Raw genomic sequence first — 16,138 nt, forward strand, 5'->3', positions numbered from 1 at the left:
GCTGCCCCCAGACCCCCGGCGCCCCCCGTCGCCTGCGGCGCCTGGGACTGGGATTGAACGCTCACTCTCTCCGGCGGTACAGGAACCACCTCAGCCTGACACCGCAACTCACGACCGCGCGCGCGAGACCGCGCCGCCCGCCGGGCCGAACCTCCGCCTCATCGACAGCAATCCCGACGCGGAACGCACCACCGACCGGGCCAAGCTCGCCCCCGTCAAGGCCGCCGGCAACGGCTTCGGCTGGTGCCTCGCCTGCTACGCCGAGGGGCACACCACCCTCGCCGCCGACCCGGTCTCCGGCGACGCCTGCGCCACGCACCTCCGGAGCGCCGGATGACCACCCCGTACCGGCACCAGACGCCCGGCATGAAGCGCGCCAGAGCCTCCGCACAGGCCGCCATCGCCCGCGCCCAAGCCCACGTCCCCCCGCCACCCCCCGCCGACCCCGAAGACCCCTGGGGCGGCGCATGGCCACCCAGCCCCGCCGCCTGGCGGGCCCGCTGCCGCCAAATCCGCGAAGACATCGAGGAGACCCGCCGCCATGACCGACCTGACCCCCGCTGAAGCCCGCAAGCACCTCGCCACCCTCATGACCGCCCTCGCCCGCGACATCGACAACAGCACCCTTCGCGGCCACTTCCACAACCGCGGCTACCCCCACCTCACCGAAGCCGACCTGATCGCCCTCCGCCGGGAGATCCGCGACGCCGTGGTCGCCGTCGACTGGCCCAACCCGCCGCACCACTACGTCGAGCACCCGGACCACGCCGGCCGCTGCGCGTCTCTGGCCCGGCGCGGATCCGGCGTCTGCTGGCACCCCGCCGCTCACCCCGACCACGACATCCCCGCCTGAGGAGACCGACGTGCACGCCGACCGGACCCTCGCCGCCATCGACGCCACCCTCACCGCCACGGAGGCACCCGCCATGACCACCCCGCCCACCGACCGCATCCCGCTGCGCACCGAGCTGTCCACCGCCGGCCAGCTCGCCCAGGCGCTGGAGGCCAACCGCCAGCTCCACGTCCGCCTCGGCCGCGCCGAGAGCGAGACCCAGGCCATGATGCGAGACCGGAACGCCGCCCTCGACGAGCGGGACAACGCCCGCACCGCCGCCGACTTCCGCGCCGGAGTGCTGCGACGCCACGCCGCCGAGGCCGGTGCCGCCGGTGAGGTCATCGCCGTCGTCCGCGACGCCCAGGAGCGCATCGACCGCGCCCTCGCCACCTACGACACCCGGAGCGAGGGGACCCCGGACGACGGCACCGCCGAGCGCGACGACTGCGAGCGCCTCGCCGACGCCATGGAGCGGGGCGAGAGCGTCCGCATCGACACCCGCGACCGCATCTGGCGACCCGCCCCCGGCGGGACCTGGCGGCACCCGGGCTACGGCGTCCTCAGCGAGCAGACCCTCGGAGCCTTCGCCGCCCAGCGGGCGCTGCTCGTCTGGCTCGACGGGCAGGATGACGAGCAGGACGAGACGGCCGACGCGCAGCCCCCCGGTTCCGGCCCGGCCCGCGCACAGGGCACTCTCACCCGTTGCTGCGCCCACCCGGGATGCCCCCGCACCGCCGGCCCGCAGGAGCGCGGCTGGGTGCGGCTGCGTGGCCTTACCGCGCTCTGCCCCGACCACGCCAGCCCCGCTCTGCCCGCCTGGGTGCTCGACCTCGTCCAGGGTCTCGCCGACTACGAGGACCAGCACCCCCGCCTCTACCGCCGCCTGGACGAGTCGACGTACGAGCAGTGGACGTGCCCGGGGCCGCTGCTGGACCTGGTGCCGTCGCAGGTGCTGGCTGAGGCTGGACGGCGGGGTGCCCGGTGCACCCCGGCTGACGAGCCGGACCCCGCCGCCCTCGACGAGCACCGGCCCGCGGTCGGCGCGGTGCTCGACCGGATTCGCGCCGGCCGGACCGCCACCCTGGAGCAGATCGAGCGGGACGCCGCCCAGCACCAGGACGCCGTGCTCGCCGGGACCGTCCAGGACGAGATGACCCCGGCCTACCCGGCCCCGTCGCCCATCTCCGGCGAGTACCACTGGGGTCGCTCCTGGGGGCCGACGCAGGACGAGGCCACCTGCCCCTGCCCCACGGCGCCCTGCGGGTACGTCGTGCGCACCAGCGAGGTGACCGGGTGCGAGCTGCATGGGCCGTCCCAGACGATGCGCGGTGGCCACTTCGCCGCGTCGTGCCCGGCCAACGCCACCCGGGAGGGCTGAGCCGTGGCCGATTCGCCGAAGCTGACCTGCCACAAGGGGCACCGGCACTACGTCGGCGGCATCATGGACGGCCAGATCGCGCACCTGGTTGACGCCTTCCCCAGCGACTACCCGCAAACGTTCGGCACCGTGCTACGCGGCGGGCAACGGTCCTGGTACGAGCTGGACTACGAAGCCAGCGACGGCACCGAGGCCGTGTACCGGTGCATCGGCATCGGCCGGGAGTTCCCGCAGCGTGAGCGGGAGGGCTGACCGCGTGACCCGCCGTCGTCTGTTGGCCATCCTCGCCGCCGCCCTGGTGGCGGGGGTGGCCGCCACCCTCGCACTCGCCGCAGCCGCCCGCGCCTGGGGTGATCCGGCCGCCGCCGTCCTCGTCGCCCTGGCCGCCGCCTGGCTCGGCGCAGCCATCCCGCACCTGCTCCGCCGGAGGACCCGCCCGTGACTAGCCCGCACCACATGCACGCCACCGCCGCCGCGTTGGCCGTCCGCGACGCCCGCACCCGCATGGCCACCCTCGCCACCACCACCGCCCGCCGCGCCGTCGACCACCGCCTCCAGGCCGCCACCGTCCTCCGCTCACCCACCTACGGCACCCGGCACGCCATCGGCGGACACGGCGACCCCGTCGGCGGCCTCCTCACCGCCCCTGCACCGACCACCCGGGACACCACCTGGGTCGACCTCTTCCGGCGCTCCACCGGCCGCCTGGAGTGGCTCGCGCGCATGATCCACGCCGACGAAGGCCCGGCCGTCGGGCGAATCCTCACCGCCATTCCGCGACTGTCCCCGGCCACCGCCGCCGTGGTCGCTCGGCACCTGGTCGACGAAGACGCCTGGGTACGCGCCGCCGTCGGTCTCGGACCGGCCTGCTCGCCCCTGCCCGGTGTCGTCTGCCCGCACTGCGGCGAGCGGCAACTCGTCGTCCAGACCGCCGGCCCGGTGGAGGCGTGGACCGTCGTATGCGCCACCGGCCGCCTGTGCACCGGGGCCGGATGCCCCTGCGGGATGCCCGGAGCCGTTGAGGGCGTGCCGCACATCTGGCCCCGCGCCGTGGTGCTCGCGGGGGTGACCCGGTGATCGTCCTCGCCGTCACCTGCCGCGCCCCCGAGCACGACACCCCGGCCGCCCGGACCGCCGGCTGCGTCTGCCCCGAGGAGTGGGGCAAGCCGTACCGGCCGCCCTCGACCGGCGAGTGGCGACGGCGCTACGTGCACGGCCGGCAGTACAACAAGCGAGGTGCCCACCGGACCACCGTCACCGAGCCAGACTGGGCCGCCGTCGAGCGCGGCATCCCGTGGGAATCCCGAGCCAACTAGCCTAGGAAGGTACGGTGACAACCGTGGACTCTCCGAGATGCCCTCGCTGCGGCTCGCCGAACTGGGTATCCGTGTCGCTCGACGGCGGATGGACGCGTCGAGCGCAGTGCACTCCCTGCGGTGCGTACCACCCCGAGGTCATCGGCCCCGGGTGGCAATCACCCCGGTTCAACGACCCGGAGGCCGAACACCCGGCTTACCGCGAGGTGCGCACGCCATGATCACGGTGAAAGGCCAGGAGTACGGCACTGCCCAGCAGATCGCCGCCCGCCTCGGCGGTGACGTCACCGTGGCCATGGTCCGCAACTGGGCCGCCCGCGATGGCCTGGAGTCGATCCGGGTCGGCCGGACGGTCTACTACCCGCTCGACCAGGCGGCCACGATCGAGCGCGACAAGCGGGTCGGCGGGCGAGGTCGGCCGCGTCAGCTTGACGCCGAGCTGTCCACCGCCGCATGATTTGATCACTCACCGCCACAGGCGGAGTGTGCCCACAGCCCGGTAGAGCGCTCAGCTCCCGGGCTGTCGTGCGTCCGGGGACGGGACGTGCAGGGGCGCGGGGAGAGCGGGCCGGACACTGGCGGCGGTGCCCGGCCCGCACACCCGAGCCGGAGGTGAACCGTGGCCCGGTCCGTCACCCTCGTCACCGGCCCGCCCTGCGCCGGCAAGACCACCTACGTGGCAGCCCGAGCACAGCCCGGCGACATCGTCCTCGACCAAGACGTCATCGGTGCGGCAGCCATGCGCGCCGGCCTCGCCCGTGTCGCCACCATGAACACCGGCGCCGCATGGGTCATCCGCTGCGCACCAGGACCCACCGCCCGTACTGCCCTCGCCCGCCAGATCGGTGCCACCAACGTGGTGCTGCTGCGGCCCGACGACGCCGAGCTGCTCGCTCGTGCCGCACGACGCGCGCACCCGCGCCGCCACATCCAAGCCGTCCGGGACTGGATCGCCCGAGAGGCGGCCGACCGGCGACCGACCCGACCAGCCCGCCAACCACGGCAGGTCACGCCAGCAGCACCGCGCAGCAAGCACCGTGTGGGCCGCCCCTACCGCAGAGCCAGGCAGCAGATGTTCGCGCTGTACGGCACCACCTGCCACCTCTGCGGACACGAGGGTGCACGCACCGCCGACCATCTCGTGCCCGTCGCCATCGACAGCACCCAACCCGTCGACCCCCACCGCATGCGCCCCGCACACGGCAGCGGCAACCCCTGCCCCACCTGCCGACGCCACTGCAACCAGGAGCGCGGCACGAAGCCACTGAGCGCGACGTTCAAGCCTGCGCTGCGCTGGTGAGGGGGAGGGGCGGTCAGAATCGCTCGAAACGGACATACGGGAGACCCCACGTCCCACGGCTCCCTTTTATCCCCCCGCACGCTGATCATGGAGGCGGCCTGTGGGCATGTCGAACGCCGAGCGGCAGCGCCGGTACCGCGAAAGGAAGCGCGCTGAGCAGCAGAAAGCTGGCGAGAGCGTTACGCAGCCCGTAACCGACGCCGTTACGGCTAACGGTGTAACGCAGGTTGATCTTTCGCTCGGCCCTCGGGGGCGGCGGTTGTGGAAGCAGCTCGCCGACGACGGTCCGCCGCTGAAGCCGGCCGAGCGGGTGCTCGCCGAGGAGGCGTGCCGGACGGCGGATCGCCTCGACACCCTCGACCGGATCCTGCGGGGCGACGAGGACTCGTGGATGCGGTTCCGGTCGATGAACGAGGACGGCACCGTCGTGGCGGTGCAGATCACCAACGTGTTGTCCGAGGCGCGTCAGCAGCAGGTGGCGCTGAAGGCGCTGCTGGCGGAGCTGCGTACGTCCCGGCAGGGGCCGGCGGCGAAGCCGGGAGTGCCGCCCCGGCGCGCGGGGACCGTAGCGGGCCCATCGGGTGCGGCCGGCAAGAAGGGTGGTGGTGTCGTTGCTGACCTCGCCGCTTGGGTTGCCGACCGGTCCGCGCCGGCCGCGGGTTGACACCCACGCCCCGTACGAGCTGACCTACGGCCCGGCGGCGGTCCGGCTCGCCGAGGCAGCCGGGCTGTTCCTCGATCCGTGGCAGCAGGACTCCCTGCACCGGATGCTGGCCCTCGACGAGCACGGCCGGTGGCGACATTTCGAGGTCGCCGAGCTGGTGGCCCGGCAGAACGGGAAGGGCTCCATCCTGGAGGCCCGCGTGCTGGCCGGGTTCCTGCTGTTCGGTGAGCGCCTGATCATGTGGTCGGCGCACGAGTACAAGACCGCCATCGAACTGTTCCTGCGGGTCAAGCAGCTCATCGCCGCTCTGGTCGAGGCCGGCGAGATCGACGGCTCCGACATCAAGGTCATCCACACCAACGGTGAGCAGGGCTTCGAACGGCTGTCGACCGGCCAGCGCATCAAGTTCATCGCCCGCAGCAAGGACTCCGGACGGGGCTTCTCCGGTGACCTGAACATCATCGACGAGGCGTACGCATACACCCCGGCGCAGCAGTCCGCGCTGATGCCCACGATGTCCGCCCGCACGAACCCGCAGATCGTCTACGCGTCCAGCCCACCGTTGGACGGCATCTCCGGGGAGGTGCTGTTCGCGCTGCGGGAGCGCGGGGACCCGACCGCACCCCGGCCGGCCGACGCGCCTCCGTGGCAGCAGGACGAGTCGCTGGCCTACCGGGACTGGGGCGCGGCCGGAGACCTGGAGAACCTGGACGGCATCGACCTGGGCGACCCGGACCTGTGGGCGCAGACGAACCCGGCCCTGCCGACCCGGATCAGCGAGCAGTTCGTGGGCCGCGAGTTCCGGGCGATGTCCCGGGAGCACTTCGCCCGGGAGCGGATCGGCATCTGGCCTCGGCGAGCGACCGGCCGGTCCGGGGTGATCCCCGACGAGGTGTGGCGCAACCGGGTCGATCCGGCGGTGCAGGCCGGCGAACCGGACCGGGTGGTCCGGCCGGGTGATGTGGTGTTCGTGGTGCAGGTCAACGCCACCCGCTCACACACCACGATCGCGGCGGTCGGTGCCCGCCAGGACGGGACGCTGCTGGCGTCGATCGTCGAGCACCGGCCCGGCACGCATTGGGCGCCGCCCCGGCTGGCGGAGCTGAAGCGCCGGCACTCGCCGCTGTTCATCGTGGCGCAGGACAAGGGGCCGACCGGTTCCCTGTTCACCGACCTGGCCGACCTGGGGATCGTCGAGGCCGAGGATCGGGAGCGGCCCCGGCGCGGGGACCTGGTGGTGCCGTGGGCCGCTGACGTGGCCGTGGCGTACGGGCTGTTCCTCGACGCCGTGGTCGACATGGGCCGGCTGTGCCACCTCGACGAGGGGCCACTGAACGTGGCGCTGGCCGAGGCGAAGACCCGGCCGCTGGCCGGCGGGACGGCGTGGGACTACACCGTGCCGACGGTGGCCCCGCTACTGGCGGTGACCCTCGGCACCTGGGCGGTACTGGCGGTGCGGCTGCCCCCGGCTCGCCGATCGGCGTACGAGGACGAAGAGCTGATGGTCGTGTGACCAGGGAGGGGGCGGGGGCGTGCTGACCGTGCGCAGACGAACCGTCATCGTGAACCTGGTCGACGGCCGCACCACGCTGATCGGGGTGCGCCGCTGGTCGTGGCCGTGGCAGGTGCGGCTGTCCGACGCCCGCCTGCACCGGGGCACAGGTCACCCGGAGCAGCCGGTCGACGGGCTGGTGCTCATCCCCCGACACCGCGTCGACTGGATCCAGGTGATGGGCTGATGTCGTTCGTCGTCTCGGGTGGTCAGCTACGCGCCCTGGAGCCCGCGTCCAGCACGATGTCGACGTGGCCCGGGTACACGGCGCAGGTCACCGCGAACTACTCGCTGACGTACGCGGCGATCTACCGCACGCAGCCGGCGGTGCGCACCGTGGTCGGCTTCCTGGCCCGGAACCTGGCGCAGCTCGGCCTGCACACGTACCGCCGGCTGGCGGACAACGACCGGCGGCGACTCACCGACCACCCGATCGCGGCCCTGCTGGGCCAGCCGAATCCGACGACCAGCCCGTACCGGCTGATCCGGGCGCTGATCTCGGACCTGGCCATCTTCGATGACGCGTACTGGGTGAAGCTGCGCGCCGACGACCGGGTGCCGGTGGGGGTGCGTCGGCTGCCGCCATGGCGGATGGAGGCCCTCGGCCCGGACTGGACCGACGCGGAGAAGTACCGGCTGCACGGCTCGCACGGTCACCTCGACCTCGACGCGGAGAACGTGGTGCACTTCCGCGGCTACAACCCGGACGACTCCAGGGTGGGGTGCTCGCCGATTGAGGCGCTGCGGCAGATCCTCGCCGAGGAGTTCGCCGCCGCCCAGTGGCGGGAGCAGATGTGGTCCAACGGGGCCCGGGTGTCCGGCTACCTGGAGCGGCCGACGGAGGCCCCGGAGTGGTCGGATCGGGCACGGGAACGGTTCCGTGCCCAGTGGCACGCCCAGTACACCGGCAGCGGCGCTCAGGCCGGCGGCACGCCGATCCTTGAGGACGGCATGCGGTTCGTGTCGGCCGGCATCAACCCGAAGGAAGCCCAGTACGTCGAGTCGCGCAAGCTCACCCGGGAAGAGGCGGCGGCGGCGTACCACATCGCCCCGCCGCTGGTCGGCATCCTCGACCACGCCACGTTCTCCAACATCCGCGAGCAGCACAAGCAGCTGTACCAGGACACCCTGGGTCCGTGGTGCGCGGAGATCGAGCAGGAGATCGGCCTCCAGCTCATCCCGGACCTGCCGAACAGCCGTCGGGTCTACGTCGAGTTCAACATCGCCGAGAAGCTCCAGGGCAGCTTCGACGAGCAGGCCCAGCAGTTGCAGATGGCCGTGGGCGGGCCGTACATGACCCGCAACGAGGCGCGCGGCCTGTCGAACCTGCCGCGCATCGAGGGCGGCGATGAGCTGATCGTGCCGCTGAACGTGGCCATCGGCGACCAGGTCGACGAGCCGGACCTACCCGCACTGCCCGCCGGCAACAAGCCAGCCGAGGAGGACGACGATGAAGGTTAAGACGTTCCCCGGCCGGGTCAAGGCCGCCGGCGAGCCGGGCACCGATGAGGGTGTCTTCGAGGCCATCGTCAGCGTGTTCGGCAACGTCGACAGCGTCGGCGACGTCGTGATGCCGGGAGCGTTCACCGACACCCTCGCCGAGTGGGCCGCGAAGGGCGACCCGATCCCGGTGCTCTGGTCGCACATGTCCCACGACCCGGACTACCACATCGGAGAGGTCATCGAGGCCAAGGAGGTCGACGAGGGTCTGTGGGTCAAGGCCCGCATCGACCTCGACGAGCCGAAGTCCCGCAAGGTCTTCAAACTGCTCAAGGGCCGCCGGGTCACCCAGTTCTCCTTCGCCTACGACATCGACGAGGGCGGCTGGGGCAAGCGCGGCGACGAGGAAATCTACGAGCTGCGCAAGCTCAAGCTGTACGAGGTGGGCCCGACGCTGATCGGCGCCAACCAGGACACCGAACTGCTCGCCGTGAAGGCGGGCCAGCAATGCCCCACCTGCGGGCAGACCGACAGCACCAAGGCCAAGCCAGCCCCGGCCGCCGACGACACGACGCCCACGCCCGCCACCGAGCCGGCCCCGGCACCGTCCGTCGAGCCCACCCTGAGCCCCGCCTCCGTCCTGCTGTCGCTCCAGGTCGACGCACTCGCGTACGACCTCGACTGACGACCACGGAGGAACACCAACACCATGAACACCGCACTGATGGAGCAGCTCAAGAAGGAGCTGGCCGCCGCGCTCACCCCAGCCCGGGACATCGCGGCCAAGGCCGAGGCGGAGAAGCGGGACCTCACCGACGACGAGCGGACCAAGGTGACCGACGCGGTGAAGACCGCCAACGGCATCAAGGCCCGCATCGACCAGGCGAAGGCCGACAACGACCTCACCAAGCAGCTCGGCGACCTCGGCGACGGCATCAGCTTCGAGCCGGGCACGAAGAGCAGCAACCGGCCGTCGGACGGGCTGTGGACGCCCCGCAAGGGCGAGACGATCGGCCAGGCGTTCGTCCAGAGCCAGCAGTACAAGACCCTGCTGGCCGAGGCCAACGGCGGCACCTTCGGCAAGAACCAGCGGGTCCACTCGGCCCCGTTCGGCGCGAAGGCCCTCGTCACCGGCCTGTCCGACACCAGCGCGGGCGCCCTGGTCGTCAACGACAACATCGGCCTCCAGGTGGGTCTGGAGGCGTTCCAGCGTCCGCTGAAGATCCGCGACCTGGTGACCAACGGCAACACCACCTCCGACGCGATCGAGTACGTGCGGGTCACGTCGACCACGAACAACGCGGCCCCGGTCGCCGAGGCCACCTCGTCGGCGCTGCCGACCGCCCCGGGTGGTGCGGGCGCGCTGGTGAACAACGCGGGCGGCGGCTACAAGCCCGAGTCGGCGATGGCCCTGGCGAAGGTCTCCACCACGGTCAAGACGATCGCGCACTGGATCCCGGCGACGAAGCGGGCCCTGGCCGACGCCGGGCAGGTCCGCACCCTCATCGACCAGTTCCTCCGCTACGGCCTGGAGGAGGAGCTGGAAGACCAGATGGTCAACGGTGACGGCACCGGCGAGAACTTCGAGGGCCTCACCACCGTCTCCGGCACCCAGTCGCAGGCGTACGACACCGACATCCTCACCACGCTGCGGAAGGCCAAGACGAAGGTCCGCACCGTCGGCCGGTCCATCGCCACCGCGTACGTGATGAACCCGGCCGACTGGGAGAAGATCGACCTGCTCCAGGACAACGAGGCCCGCTACTACTTCGGCGGGCCGATGCGCGAGGGGCAGCCCACGGTGTGGGGTCTGCCGGTCGTCGAGTCCGAGGCGGTCGCCGAGGGTGCCCCGTGGGTGGGGGCGTGGCGCAAGGCGGTCCTGTGGGACCGGGAGCAGGCCACCGTGCAGGCCACCGACAGCCACGCGGACTTCTTCATCCGCAACCTGGTGGCGATCCTCGGCGAGATGCGCGCCGGCTTCGGAATCGTCCAGCCCAACGCGTTCGTCGAGTGCGACATCACCCCGTAAGGAGGGCTCGGACCATGGCGTACCTGAACCAGGAGAAGGGCTCCCAGCGGGCCGGGAAGCGGGCGGCGGCGGTCGCCGACGCGGCGGCGCTGGGCTCGGTCGTTGCCGCCGGGGCGAACCCGACGAAGGCGGAGTACGACGCGCTGCGCACCGACGTGGCGAACCTGCGCACGAAGCTCAACGCCGCGCTGGCCGCGCTGCGTACCGCTGGCGTCATCGCACCCTGATGCTCATCCGCTCGTCCGGTGCCGGCTGTCCCGTCTGCGGCGCGAACCACGCGTCGTGCGGGCCGGCCGGCACCGGCACACCCGTCGACATCCCGACCAGGAAGGACCGAACGGTGGGAGCTGTCCGGAAGTACCACGTGACCCACAACGGCCACAAGACGATCATGCGGCTCAACGACACCGACGTGAAGCTCTACCCCGACGCCGAGCTGGTCGACGAGACCACCACCGAGGGCGACGCCGAGCCCCCGGCGGCGACCACGCCGAAGGCCGCGACCGGCAAGACCCGGACGGCGGCGGACAAGAGCCGGTCGGCCGGCGGCGACAAGTCCACCACCTGACCCGACGGGGGTGCCCATGTCCGGCGACATCGTCACCGTGGCCGAGGTGAAGAAGCAGCTCAACATCCCCGAGACAGACGACTCACAGGATGACGAGTTGGCCGTCTACATCGCCGCCGTCACCGAGGTTGTCGAGGACATCGTCGGCCCGGTGGTGCCCCGCGAGGTGACGGAGACCCACGATGCGGCCGGCCCGGTCCTGCTGCTGCGCCAGCCGCCGGCCGTGTCCATCACCAGCGTGGTCGAGGCCGGTGCGACTCTGACCGCAGACGACTACCTGGTCGATCTGGACGCAGGCATCCTGCGCAGACGGCAGCCATACGGCTGGGTTGGCGGAATCGGCGCGGTGACGGTCACCTACCAGGGGGGCCGGAACACCACCCCGGCCGCGGTCAAGCTTGCCGCCAAGGAGTTGGTGATGGTGAACTTCCGTCCGCAGCTCGGTGGGGACTACAGCCCGTTCGACACGGACAGCCCGGAGGAGGGCATCCCCGGGGAGGTGCGGCTCGGGTTCTTCGTGCCGAACCGGGTACGGGAGCTGCTCAAGCCGCACGCGCGGGGCCGATGGCTGCCCTGACCGTCGACCTTGGGGCGCGCACCATCTCCGGCCTGGCGGTGCCGTACGGGCCAGTGGGTGTGGACGCCCGGCGTCGACGCCGCTACCAGCGGGACTGCCTGCGCTGGCTGGCCCGGGTGCCGCTGCTGGAGGAGCACGTGCAGTCGGCCCGGGTCGGCTGGACGCTGCGCCTGGTCGATATCCCCGCCGGCCTGCTCGCCCTGTTCGCCGTCGACCGGGGCCGCCGTGGCGACCGGGCGCTGGCGGCTGCTGCCGAGGGGTGGCTCGGCTTGTCCGTCGGTGTCGACGTCGTCGAAGCGGGCCCCGACCCGGCCGACGCGTCGGTGCAGCTGGTGGCGCTGGCCTACCTGACCGAGGTGTCCCTCACCCGTACGCCCATCTTCGGAGGTTCCCGTTGAGTCTCGCTGGTGACCGCCAGGCCATCGCTGACGCCCTTTCCACGGCCACGGACGTCACCGGGCATCTGTACCGGCCGGTGAAGCTGCGCCACGGCGATGCGTGGCCGCTGCTCGGTGCGCTAGAGCGCGGTCCGGGCCGGGCGTTCGAGGTGTCGTGGCGGGTGCTGGTGTACCTGCCGCAGGACGGGGCCGCAGCGTCCGAGTGGGTCGACGCGCACCACGAGGGCCTGGTCGATGCCCTGGAGGCGGTGGGCTTCGTGGACCGCATCGAGCCGATCACCATCCCCGACGGCGACGCGAACCCGTACGTCTTGCAGATCACGATGAGGAGTGAGTGACATGCCCGCAGCTACCGGGGCCCACGTCTACAAGAACGCGGTCGTCACCATCGACAGCGTCGAGTACGCCAACCAGCTCAACAAGGCCCGGCTGGTGCCGGAGCAGCCGATCCAGACGATGCGGACCCTCGTGCCGGACGGTGTCGTCCAGGACGTCGATTCGCCGGTGTGGACGTTCGAGCTGTCCGGTCTACAGATCAACGTCGCGGGTGGCCTGGCCAAGGCACTGCGCGACGCCAACGGCGGTGAGATCGACATCGTGTTGCAGCCGAAGGCGGGCGTCGGTCAGGCCAACGCCACGTTCACCGTCATCGCGCTGATGCCGGAGTTCGGCGGCGAGCAGGGCAACTGGCTCACCCAGGAACTGTCCCTTCCCGTCGTCGGCCAGCCGGTCTTCGGCCTGTCCTCGTAAGGAGCCCCTCGTGCCCGCTGTGCTCGTCGAACTGCACGTCGAGATGGAAGACGGCACCACCCACGACGTGGTCGCCGACCAGCGTGACGTGGCGAAGTGGGAGATCCAGGACTTCGGCTGCCCGTTCGCGGACATCGATGCCAGGCCGCACCTCGCCCTGCGCTGGCTGGCCTGGTCCGCGCTGTCCCGCCGGGGCCTGACCACACTGTCCTGGCCCGACTTCGACGCGGTCTGCATCGAGGCCGGCGACCCGGGCGAGCCGAAGAAGGAGGCCGACGGGCCGGGCGTGCCCGCTGACGGCGTGGACCCTGGCCTGACGGGTCCGTCCGCGCCAACCTCGTCGCCCTCGCCTGGCGCACTGGTCAACCGCTGACGGGTCCGTCCGGGCTCATCGAGTGGCATCCGAGGGACCTCGCCACTCTCGAAGACCTGATCGAAGAGAACGCCGCCGCCCAGCGCCGCGCGGCGAAGGGGTGACCGATGGGATCACTCGATGCCCTGATACGGGACCTACGCCGGTTCGAGGGCCGTAAGGAAGTCACCCGGGCACTGCGCAAGCAGATCCGTCAGCCGGTGCCCGCCGTCCGCAAGGCGATCCGTCGCCGCGCCACGGACACGCTGCCCCACCGGGGTGGCCTGAACAGGTGGGTGGCGCAGACGAAGGTCACCGCCCGAATCAAGCTGTCTGGCCGGGGGGCAGGGGTGTCCTTGAGGGGATCCCGCAAGTCGGCGAAGGGCAAGGCTGACCTGCGGCGACTAGACGCTGGTCGACTTCGGCATCCGTCGTGGGGTCGCCGTGGCCGCGGCAGTTGGCACACCCAGCAGGTGACCCCCGGCTTCTTTACCGGCCCCGCCACCGAGGTAGATCGGCTACGCGAGGCCTGCATCCGAGCCGTCGATGAAGCGTTGGAGGTGATCCGTCGTGGCTGATCGGGACGTTACTGTCGACATCCTCGCCCGGGACAAGACCGGCCCGGCCGTCCAGTCGACGACCCGCAACCTCAAGGAGGTCGACGGTCAGGCGAAGAAGACCGCCGCCGCAGCGAAGGCGATCACGGACCAATGGAGTCGCGGTCTGTCCCGGGTGGCGGGTGCTGCCGGACGATGGGCAAACTCCGGGGACACGGCCGGGAAGCGGTTCGCGCGGGGCATCGCGTCGGGTGTCGGCGCCGTGTCGAAGATCGGCGGCCAGATCGGCGAGGGCCTGTCCAAGGCGGTGGCGGCGGCCGGTCCCTACGTGCAGGTGGCCGTCGCCGGAGTGCTGGCGTCAGCGGCCCTGGCCGTCGCCCCTGCCCTCGGTGGTGCGATCGTCGGCGGTGCCGGCCTCGGCGGTGTCGTAGGGGGTCTGCTCGTCGCCGCCAAGGACGCGCGGGTCGCCGCCGCGTTCGGCGACCTCAAGGAGACCGCCGGCAGTCAGCTCCAGGACGCGGCAAAGCGGTTCGTTCCGGCGACCCTCGACGCTGTCAATCGCGCTAAGGCGATCTTTGCCGGGATGGTGCCGGACCTGCGCCAACTCTTCGACGTGTCCGCCACCTGGCTGGGTCCTCTGACGGAGCGGATCGGGCGCGGCGCGCAGGCCGCCCTATCCGGTATCACCGCCGCAGTGTCCAAGGCTGGACCGATCATCAAGGTCATCGGTGAGGGCGTAGAGAACGTCTTGCGGGGGGTCGGCGACGGATTCCGCATGCTGTCGGACAACGGTGCGTCGATGGCGCTCGCCCTCAAGGGCGTGTTCTTCATCGTCGAGGTGGCTGTACGTGGCGTGTTCTTCGTGCTCAACGTACTGATCGAGGCGTTCGAGAAGGTGGCCTCCGTGGTGCCCGGCCTGAAGGGCAAACTTGAGGAGTTGCGCACCGGGCAGGACGGGGCGAAGGTCAGCGCCTTCAACCTGTCCGGCGGGTTCCAGGCGCTCGCCGGGGACGCGAACGCTGCTGCGGCCGGCATAACCCGGGTCAAGGAGAAAGCCGACGAGTTTGTCGAGAACAACCTGAGCCTGCGGGACGCGCAGATCCAGGCCGGCAACGCTATCAAGGAAACCACCGCTGCGATCAACGCCAATGCGGGTGCCCACGGGTTGAACACGCAGAAGGGTCGGCAGAACGAGGCGGCTCTCAACGCCCTGGCGGGGGCCTTCAACCGGGAGGCTGACGCCGGCGACAAGTCCGGCCTCAGCGCGGGGAAGGCCAGCGACGCCTACCACCGCAACAGGGCCGCCTTGGTATCGATGGCTGAGAAGGCGGGCTACTCGCGGCAAAAGGCGCAGGAGCTGGCCGCCCAGTTGCTGAAGGTGCCGAAGAACGTGCACACCGACATCAACGCCAACACCGGTGCGGCCAAGGCTGCCGTCGACTCCTTCCAAAAGAAGATCAACGGGCTGAAGGGGAAGACGGTCAACGTCACCGTCCGGATCACCTCGAAGGGCGACCACTACATCCCCGGCGTCGGCACCCAGCTGAAGAACGCTGCCGGCTCGGCGTGGGGTGAGGCTGCCGGCGGCACGACCGCCCGCACCGGCGGACCCACGAAGGTTGAGGTGACCTCGGCCGTGCAGGTGATGCTCGACGGGCAGCCGTTCTACGGCTACGTCACCCGGGCCGTCGACGAGTCGGAGCGCCGCCAGGAGTGGCGGTCGCGGGTCGGGAAGCGCTGATGCCGACGATCTCCGCGACCGCCCAGGACAGTTGGCCGCCCCGCGTCCTGGTCTCCGTTACCGGCCTCACCCTCGGCGACTCCATCGCCCTGTTCCGGGTGGCCGGCGGCGAGCGGACCGCCGTGCGGGCCGGTGCCAGCGACGCTGTCACCGACACGTCGTTCCTGCGTACGGATGCTGAGCTGCCCTTCGGGACGCCGGTGTCGTACGTCGCGGTCGTCAACGACAACACCGAGTACGCCACCTCCGCCGCCACCTACTCGCTGCCGGGCGGGAAGGTGGCGGTCACCGACGCGATCACCGGCAACGCGGCCGAGGTGGTGATCCTTGCCTGGGACGAGAAGACCCGTGAGCGCCAGTCGACCGTGTTCCGGGTCGGCGGGCGCAACGTCGTCGTCTCCGGCCAGCTCGGTCAGCCCACCGGCGAACTGGAGCTGTTCACCGACACCACGACCGCCCGCGACGACCTGGACGCGGTGCTCGTCGACGCCACCGAGGGTGTGGTGCAGATCCGCCAGCCCGGCGGCTACGACGGCGTCGACTCGTACCTGTCCGTCACCGGTGCCGCCGAGCGCCGCTGGTCGCAGGACGGCTCCGACCAGCGGCGCGTCTGGGCACTGCGGGTGGTGGAGGTCGAGGGGTGGGCGCCGCTGCTGGAGGCGCAGGGAGTCACCCTCCAGG

The 16,138-nt window shown here is 71.4% G+C and carries 23 protein-coding genes and 1 pseudogene; all 24 read left to right on the top strand.

Features of this window, described 5'->3' with window-relative positions; genetic code table 11:
• Positions 1–337: pseudogene (locus ACOJUF_RS17965) on the top strand (hypothetical protein); the annotation flags it as partial.
• Positions 338–541: 204 nt separating this feature from the next.
• The gene (locus ACOJUF_RS17970; protein ID WP_420123187.1) at positions 542–853 is read left to right on the top strand and encodes a hypothetical protein; all 312 of its coding nucleotides are present in this window, start codon (positions 542–544) and stop codon (positions 851–853) included.
• 10 nt (positions 854–863) lie between these two features.
• Positions 864–2,213, top strand: coding sequence for a hypothetical protein (locus ACOJUF_RS17975; RefSeq protein ID WP_420123188.1), 1,350 nt, complete (start codon positions 864–866; stop codon positions 2,211–2,213).
• A gap of 3 nt (positions 2,214–2,216) precedes the next feature.
• Positions 2,217–2,465: a hypothetical protein gene (locus ACOJUF_RS17980; RefSeq protein ID WP_420123189.1), complete on the top strand. Its 249-nt coding sequence runs from the start codon at positions 2,217–2,219 to the stop codon at positions 2,463–2,465.
• A gap of 4 nt (positions 2,466–2,469) precedes the next feature.
• Positions 2,470–2,655, top strand: coding sequence for a hypothetical protein (locus tag ACOJUF_RS17985; RefSeq protein ID WP_420123190.1), 186 nt, complete (start codon positions 2,470–2,472; stop codon positions 2,653–2,655).
• Entirely contained in the window at positions 2,652–3,290 is a 639-nt protein-coding gene (locus ACOJUF_RS17990) for a hypothetical protein (RefSeq protein WP_420123191.1), read from the top strand. The genes ACOJUF_RS17985 and ACOJUF_RS17990 overlap by 4 nt, the downstream gene beginning before the upstream one ends.
• Positions 3,287–3,529: a hypothetical protein gene (locus ACOJUF_RS17995; protein WP_420123192.1), complete on the top strand. Its 243-nt coding sequence runs from the start codon at positions 3,287–3,289 to the stop codon at positions 3,527–3,529. Before ACOJUF_RS17990 ends, ACOJUF_RS17995 begins: the two co-directional genes overlap by 4 nt.
• Positions 3,530–3,746: 217 nt before the next feature.
• Positions 3,747–3,986, top strand: coding sequence for a hypothetical protein (locus tag ACOJUF_RS18000; RefSeq protein WP_420123193.1), 240 nt, complete (start codon positions 3,747–3,749; stop codon positions 3,984–3,986).
• Between the two features lie 162 nt (positions 3,987–4,148).
• A complete protein-coding gene (locus tag ACOJUF_RS18005) occupies positions 4,149–4,829 on the top strand; it encodes a hypothetical protein (protein ID WP_420123194.1) in 681 nt (226 codons plus the stop codon).
• Positions 4,830–4,935: 106 nt separating this feature from the next.
• Positions 4,936–5,493 (top strand): hypothetical protein, encoded by a 558-nt coding sequence (locus ACOJUF_RS18010; protein ID WP_420123195.1) that lies wholly within the window; start codon positions 4,936–4,938, stop codon positions 5,491–5,493.
• Positions 5,435–7,006, top strand: a complete 1,572-nt coding sequence (locus ACOJUF_RS18015) for a hypothetical protein (protein ID WP_420123196.1) — start codon at positions 5,435–5,437, stop codon at positions 7,004–7,006. The genes ACOJUF_RS18010 and ACOJUF_RS18015 overlap by 59 nt, the downstream gene beginning before the upstream one ends.
• 19 nt (positions 7,007–7,025) lie before the next feature.
• The gene (locus ACOJUF_RS18020) at positions 7,026–7,232 is read left to right on the top strand and encodes a hypothetical protein (protein ID WP_420123197.1); all 207 of its coding nucleotides are present in this window, start codon (positions 7,026–7,028) and stop codon (positions 7,230–7,232) included.
• Positions 7,232–8,506 carry a phage portal protein gene (locus ACOJUF_RS18025; protein ID WP_420123198.1) on the top strand — a complete coding sequence of 425 codons (1,275 nt, stop codon included), beginning with the start codon at positions 7,232–7,234 and terminating at the stop codon, positions 8,504–8,506. Before ACOJUF_RS18020 ends, ACOJUF_RS18025 begins: the two co-directional genes overlap by 1 nt.
• Positions 8,496–9,170, top strand: coding sequence for an HK97 family phage prohead protease (locus ACOJUF_RS18030; RefSeq protein ID WP_420123199.1), 675 nt, complete (start codon positions 8,496–8,498; stop codon positions 9,168–9,170). Before ACOJUF_RS18025 ends, ACOJUF_RS18030 begins: the two co-directional genes overlap by 11 nt.
• A gap of 24 nt (positions 9,171–9,194) precedes the next feature.
• Positions 9,195–10,514, top strand: a complete 1,320-nt coding sequence (locus ACOJUF_RS18035; RefSeq protein WP_420123200.1) for a phage major capsid protein — start codon at positions 9,195–9,197, stop codon at positions 10,512–10,514.
• 14 nt (positions 10,515–10,528) lie between these two features.
• Complete coding sequence (locus ACOJUF_RS18040; RefSeq protein WP_420123201.1) at positions 10,529–10,741, top strand: hypothetical protein; 213 nt, start codon at positions 10,529–10,531, stop codon at positions 10,739–10,741.
• A gap of 113 nt (positions 10,742–10,854) precedes the next feature.
• Positions 10,855–11,082 (top strand): hypothetical protein, encoded by a 228-nt coding sequence (locus ACOJUF_RS18045; RefSeq protein ID WP_420123202.1) that lies wholly within the window; start codon positions 10,855–10,857, stop codon positions 11,080–11,082.
• Positions 11,083–11,098: 16 nt separating this feature from the next.
• The gene (locus tag ACOJUF_RS18050; protein WP_420123203.1) at positions 11,099–11,659 is read left to right on the top strand and encodes a hypothetical protein; all 561 of its coding nucleotides are present in this window, start codon (positions 11,099–11,101) and stop codon (positions 11,657–11,659) included.
• On the top strand, positions 11,647–12,057 hold the full coding sequence (locus tag ACOJUF_RS18055) for a hypothetical protein (protein ID WP_420123204.1): 411 nt from the start codon (positions 11,647–11,649) through the stop codon (positions 12,055–12,057). Before ACOJUF_RS18050 ends, ACOJUF_RS18055 begins: the two co-directional genes overlap by 13 nt.
• Complete coding sequence (locus ACOJUF_RS18060) at positions 12,054–12,395, top strand: hypothetical protein (RefSeq protein ID WP_420123205.1); 342 nt, start codon at positions 12,054–12,056, stop codon at positions 12,393–12,395. The genes ACOJUF_RS18055 and ACOJUF_RS18060 overlap by 4 nt, the downstream gene beginning before the upstream one ends.
• Position 12,396: 1 nt before the next feature.
• Entirely contained in the window at positions 12,397–12,807 is a 411-nt protein-coding gene (locus ACOJUF_RS18065) for a hypothetical protein (protein ID WP_420123206.1), read from the top strand.
• Between the two features lie 10 nt (positions 12,808–12,817).
• A complete protein-coding gene (locus ACOJUF_RS18070) occupies positions 12,818–13,180 on the top strand; it encodes a hypothetical protein (protein WP_420123207.1) in 363 nt (120 codons plus the stop codon).
• Positions 13,181–13,729: 549 nt separating this feature from the next.
• Entirely contained in the window at positions 13,730–15,457 is a 1,728-nt protein-coding gene (locus tag ACOJUF_RS18075; RefSeq protein ID WP_420123208.1) for a hypothetical protein, read from the top strand.
• On the top strand, positions 15,457–16,138 hold a 682-nt coding region (locus tag ACOJUF_RS18080), incomplete at its 3' end, for a hypothetical protein (protein ID WP_420123209.1). The genes ACOJUF_RS18075 and ACOJUF_RS18080, both read left to right, overlap by 1 nt.

The organism is Nakamurella sp. (genome assembly GCF_048594475.1).
Classification (GTDB): Bacteria; Actinomycetota; Actinomycetes; order Mycobacteriales; family Nakamurellaceae; genus Nakamurella.